A 4771-nucleotide genomic window follows, 5' to 3' on the forward strand; every position below is an offset into this window, starting at 1 on the left:
CCCCCGGCCCCTCCCGCTTGCGGGAGGGGCCGGGGGTGGGCATGACCGCGCGATGACCCACCCCGCCACCGCCTACAAGATCCTGACCGCCGACCAGATGGCGGCACTGCGCGAAGACCGCTTCGACGGTGCGCAGGTCGACCTCGCCGACGGCTATATCCACCTCTCCACCGCCGATCAGGTGACCGAGACGGTGGACCGGCATTTCGCCGGCCAGTCCGACCTCTGGATCGCCGCGGTCGACCTGGCGCCTCTGGGCGACGCCATCCGCTGGGAAGCCTCGCGCGGCGGCGCGCTGTTCCCGCATCTCTACGGCCGCCTCACCATGGCCAGCATCACCGTCCACGCCCCGCTCAGCCGGGATGGCGACGGCACGGTCCAGCTTCCCGGATGAGCCCGGGATTCATCACCAGATAACGTCCGTAGGCACCGCTCATCCTGAGCGTCTGAGTCAGAAAGCGCATGTTGATCGCTGTGCGGCAGGACTCTTCCCGTCACCCCGGGCTTGACCCGGGGTCCCGCTTTCTCTTGCGCCGGATCAGGCAGCGGGACCCCGGCTCAAGGCCGGGGCGACGAGGGAAAGATGGCCGACCTTTGTGAAAGTTTCCGTTATCGCTCATTCTGAGGTGCGACTTAGCGAAGGCGAAGGCGCGTATCGAGGGACGAGAATTCTCATGCGTCTTTCAGCGGAGAGGGTGCGGGGCCTGTCCGCAAGCACAACGAAAACGATCTGCTCGCCAGCCGAGCCGATCGGGACCAAGCCGGAGGTGCGAAATCCTCCCGCTTGACATGCACATCAATTTCCGACATTTCTGTTTTCACAGAAACCGGAGAATACAGTGTCGTTGTTCGACCATCCTGATGCCAAGGCGTTCATCCTTCATTGGGGGGAGATGGGCGTGCACTGGGGGGTCAACCGCTCGGTCGCCCAGGTCCACGCCCTGCTCTATCTTTCCGCGTCGCCGATCACGGCCGAGGACATCTGCGACACGCTGGGGCTTGCGCGCTCCAACGTTTCGACGGCGCTCAAGGAGCTTCAGAGCTATTCGATCATCCGCCGCGTCCATGTGGAGGGCGATCGTCGCGATCATTTCGTCGCGGAAACCGATCTGTGGGAAATGCTGATGCGGATCAGCAGCGAGCGCAAGCGGCGCGAGATCGATCCGACGATCCAGCTGCTCGCTGAACTCTCGGCCCGGCTCGGGGAGGACAAGACCGCCCCGCCGCACCTGCGCGAACGGGTGATGCGGATGCACGAATTCATCGGCACCCTGTCGGGCTGGTATGATCAGGTCCGCGGCCTGCCCAAGCCGACGCTGGTCGCTCTCATGAAAATGGGCGCCCGCGTCGCGCGGTTCATTCCCGGCAGCAAGGGCTAGCGCGACGCGGAATGACGCACAGCCACATCTCGTATTTTCGGTGATTACAGAAACAACGGTAATGGAGATTAATCATGGACGTCGAGCTGCCAACGCCGCCACATGAACATGCCATCGGGCGCGTCCTGGTCGCTTTCGCCGTCGCCGCTGCCTTCCTTTTGGGCGTCTATGTCCTGGTCCAGGCGGTTCAGCCGGGGTTCGGCGTCGTCAGCTTCACCTTTCTTCTCATCCTGCCGGCGGCGGTGACGTCGTTCATCTGCTATGTCGGTGATCCGCTGAACACGCGCCCGCGCAAATATTATCACAGCGTCCCGCTGATCCTGATGGGATTGGTGGTGCTCGCGAGCATCTTCATCCTCCACGAAGGGACGATCTGCATCCTGATGCTCTCGCCATTATGGATGACCAGCAGCTTTGTCGGGGCGACTGCGACGCGCATGTACCGTCATCGCCATCGGCATGGTGATGCCCGAACCTACTCGGTCGCCATGCTGGCGCTGCCTTTGGTCGCAATGCAGGTCGAGCCATATATTCCTCTTCCGCAGACCGAGCGCGCGGTAACCCGGTCGATCGTCGTCTCGGCGACGCCGGCGCAGATCTGGCCCTTGCTGGAGGGCATTCCCGACGTCCGCCCCGATGAAGGCGGCTGGAATCTGTCGCAGGACGTGATCGGCATTCCGCGTCCGGTCGGCGCGCAACTGCTCGGCGCCGGTGTCGGTGCGCAGCGCATCGCGCGGTGGGAAAACCAGATCAGGTTTCGTGAGATCGTGACCGAATGGCAGGCGGGCCGTCGCCTGTCGTGGCGTTTCGTGTTCGACGATTTGAACGGCTGGGCCTTCACCGACCGTCATCTGATGCCGAAAAGCCCCTATTTTCGGATCACCACTGGCGGCTATCGCCTCGACCCGGTGGCACCCGGACGGACGCGCGTGACGCTGACCACCCGCTACTGGATGCAGACCGCGGTCAACGATTATTCCAGCCTGTGGGGCGAATTCCTGCTTGGCGATGTCGAGAGCAATCTGCTCGCGCTGGTCAAGCAGCGCGCCGAAGGCAAGGCCCCGGACTGACGCGGCCCTGCCCTGCCCTTTCCTACACGCGCGCGGGTCGCTATTGCCGGTCGCTCGTCCCTGACCGAGTGGCGCGCATCGCGGGGCAGTCCGAAACCTGCCGGGTGGGAGATCGCGACGACGCGTCCCACCCGGACGCGCTTCGGCCCCATCGAACCGACCGCCACAGTGTCAACCTAGTGTCAACTTCCACCTGAAACGAACGCATGACCCAGACCCACGACATCCACATCATCGGCGGCGGCCTCGCCGGGTCGGAGGCGGCTTGGCAGCTCGCCAGCGCGGGGCTCAAGGTCCGGCTTTCGGAAATGCGCGGATCGGGGGAGATGACGCCGGCGCACCAGAGCGACCGGCTCGCCGAACTCGTCTGCTCGAACAGCTTCCGCTCCGACGATGCGGAGCGCAACGCGGTCGGGCTGCTCCATGCTGAAATGCGCGCGCTCGGTTCGCTCATCATGGCGATGGGCGACCGACACAAAGTGCCCGCCGGCTCCGCGCTCGCGGTCGATCGCGACGGTTTCGCCGATGCGGTGACGGCGGCGCTGGCCCAACATCCCAACATCACGGTGGTGCGCGAACGCGTCGATACGCTGCCACACGGCCCCGCGATCGTCGCCACCGGCCCGCTCACCGCCCCCGCGCTCGCCGATGCGATCGGTGCTGAGACGGGCAAGGACTCGCTCGCCTTCTTCGACGCGATCGCGCCGATCGTCCATTTCGACACGATCGACATGGATACCGCCTGGTTCCAGTCGCGCTGGAACAAGGGCGAGGGGCGCGATTACATCAACTGCCCGATGAACCAGGACCAGTATCGCGCCTTTCACCAGGCGCTGCTCGACGGCGAAAAGACCGAGTTCCGCGAGTGGGAGGATGTCCCCTATTTCGAGGGCTGCATGCCGATCGAGGTGATGGCCGAGCGCGGGCTCGACACGCTGCGCTACGGCCCGATGAAGCCGGTCGGGCTCGACGATCCGCGCACCGGGCGCTGGCCGCACGCCGTCGTCCAGCTGCGCCAGGACAATGCGACCGGCACGCTGTGGAACATGGTCGGTTTTCAGACCAAGCTCAAATATGCCGAACAGGTTCGCATCTTCCGCACCATTCCGGGACTCGAGCAGGCGGAGTTCGCGCGGCTGGGCGGGCTGCACCGCAACACCTTCATCCGCTCGCCCGAACTGCTCGATCCGACGCTGCGGCTGAAATCGCGGCCCAACGTCCGCTTCGCCGGCCAGATCACGGGGTGCGAGGGCTATGTCGAAAGCGCGGCGATCGGCCTGATTGCCGGGCGCTTCGCCGCCGCCGAGCTGAAGGGCGAGGTCTTGACGCCGCCCCCGGTCGAAACCGCGCTGGGCGCGCTGCTCGGCCATATCACCGGCGGCGCGGCGGTCGAAAGCTACCAGCCGATGAACGTCAATTTCGGGCTGATGCCGCCGATCACGGTGCGCAGCAAGAAGGCCGATCGCAAGCTGCTCTACACCGCCCGCGCCCGCGACGCGTTCAGCGCCTGGGCCGCAGCGTGAAGCTCACTCGCCGTCGGCGTCCGTAGCCGCTGCGGGCGGGCATGCGCAGCGCGCCGCCGCCGGCTTGCGCTTGACCGCGGTGGTGGCGAACTCCGCCCGGCTCATCGCGCCGTCGCGGTTGGCGTCGGCCTTAGCAAAGCGTTCGGTCGTCTTGACCGCCCATTCCTCGAAGCTCAGCCGCCCGTCGCCATTGACGTCCAGCCGCGCGAACGCCTTGCGCCGGCTGGCGAGATATTCGGCGCGCGTGATCGCCGCGTCACGGTCCTTGTCATAGCGGTTGAAGCGCCGCTCCTCGCGCGATGCGGCCGGCGCGGCGGGGACGTTGTCGGGCATCGGCGCAACGGGTGCCTCCGCCGCTGCCGGGGCCGGCGGTGGCGGCAGCGCCGGGGTCTGGCTGTTCGCGCCGCTGAAGAACAACAGCACCCCGCCAAGGCCCAGCAGGACAAGCGCGCCGATACCCGCGATCCAGCGTAGCATTGGCGTCCCCTCCCCCGATCGTGACCGCTTGGCGTCACTCTGGCGCGGCGATCGCGTGGCGGCAATCGGCTTTATCGCCCCGACATGCGATGCCACAACAGCCGCGCGACCCTTCGCGGCGCGCCGTGCGGCACCGGTTGGTCGTGCGGCACCGTCAGGTCCATGCGCGCCCGCAGCGCCAGCGCGCCCAGCCCGCGCAGCGGCACTGGCCAGGGTCGGGCAAACGCCTCGTCCAGCTCGGCGCGCGCCAGGGCGGCCGCGCTGGCGCGCTGAGCGGGATCTGTCGTGTGCCGGGACAGGTCGGCAAGCGCCCATCCCCGCC

The 4771-nt window shown here is 66.6% G+C and carries 5 protein-coding genes and 1 pseudogene; 4 read left to right on the forward strand and 2 right to left on the reverse strand.

Annotated features, from left to right (window positions below):
- Nucleotides 1-52: 52 nt before the first annotated feature.
- From AX676_RS12220 to trmFO, 4 genes are all read left to right on the forward strand, one after another.
- On the forward strand, nucleotides 53-394 hold the full coding sequence (locus AX676_RS12220; RefSeq protein ID WP_066479439.1) for a DUF952 domain-containing protein: 342 nt from the start codon (nucleotides 53-55) through the stop codon (nucleotides 392-394).
- 445 nt (nucleotides 395-839) lie between these two features.
- Nucleotides 840-1379: a GbsR/MarR family transcriptional regulator gene (locus AX676_RS12225; protein ID WP_066479441.1), complete on the forward strand. Its 540-nt coding sequence runs from the start codon at nucleotides 840-842 to the stop codon at nucleotides 1377-1379.
- A gap of 74 nt (nucleotides 1380-1453) precedes the next feature.
- Entirely contained in the window at nucleotides 1454-2449 is a 996-nt protein-coding gene (locus AX676_RS12230) for an SRPBCC family protein (protein ID WP_066479444.1), read from the forward strand.
- Nucleotides 2450-2655: 206 nt separating this feature from the next.
- On the forward strand, nucleotides 2656-3972 hold the full coding sequence (gene trmFO, locus AX676_RS12235) for a methylenetetrahydrofolate--tRNA-(uracil(54)-C(5))-methyltransferase (FADH(2)-oxidizing) TrmFO (protein WP_066479447.1): 1317 nt from the start codon (nucleotides 2656-2658) through the stop codon (nucleotides 3970-3972).
- Between the two features lie 3 nt (nucleotides 3973-3975).
- Here the strand turns inward: trmFO and AX676_RS12240 are convergent, their stop codons facing one another.
- Together AX676_RS12240 and AX676_RS18120 are read right to left on the reverse strand one after the other, a co-directional pair.
- Nucleotides 3976-4449 (reverse strand): EF-hand domain-containing protein, encoded by a 474-nt coding sequence (locus AX676_RS12240; protein ID WP_066479449.1) that lies wholly within the window; start codon nucleotides 4447-4449, stop codon nucleotides 3976-3978.
- 71 nt (nucleotides 4450-4520) lie between these two features.
- Nucleotides 4521-4771 (reverse strand): annotated as a pseudogene (locus AX676_RS18120) (squalene/phytoene synthase family protein); the annotation flags it as partial.

Source organism: Sphingomonas sp. CCH21-G11 (assembly GCF_001555965.1).
Classification (GTDB): domain Bacteria; phylum Pseudomonadota; class Alphaproteobacteria; order Sphingomonadales; family Sphingomonadaceae; genus Sphingomonas.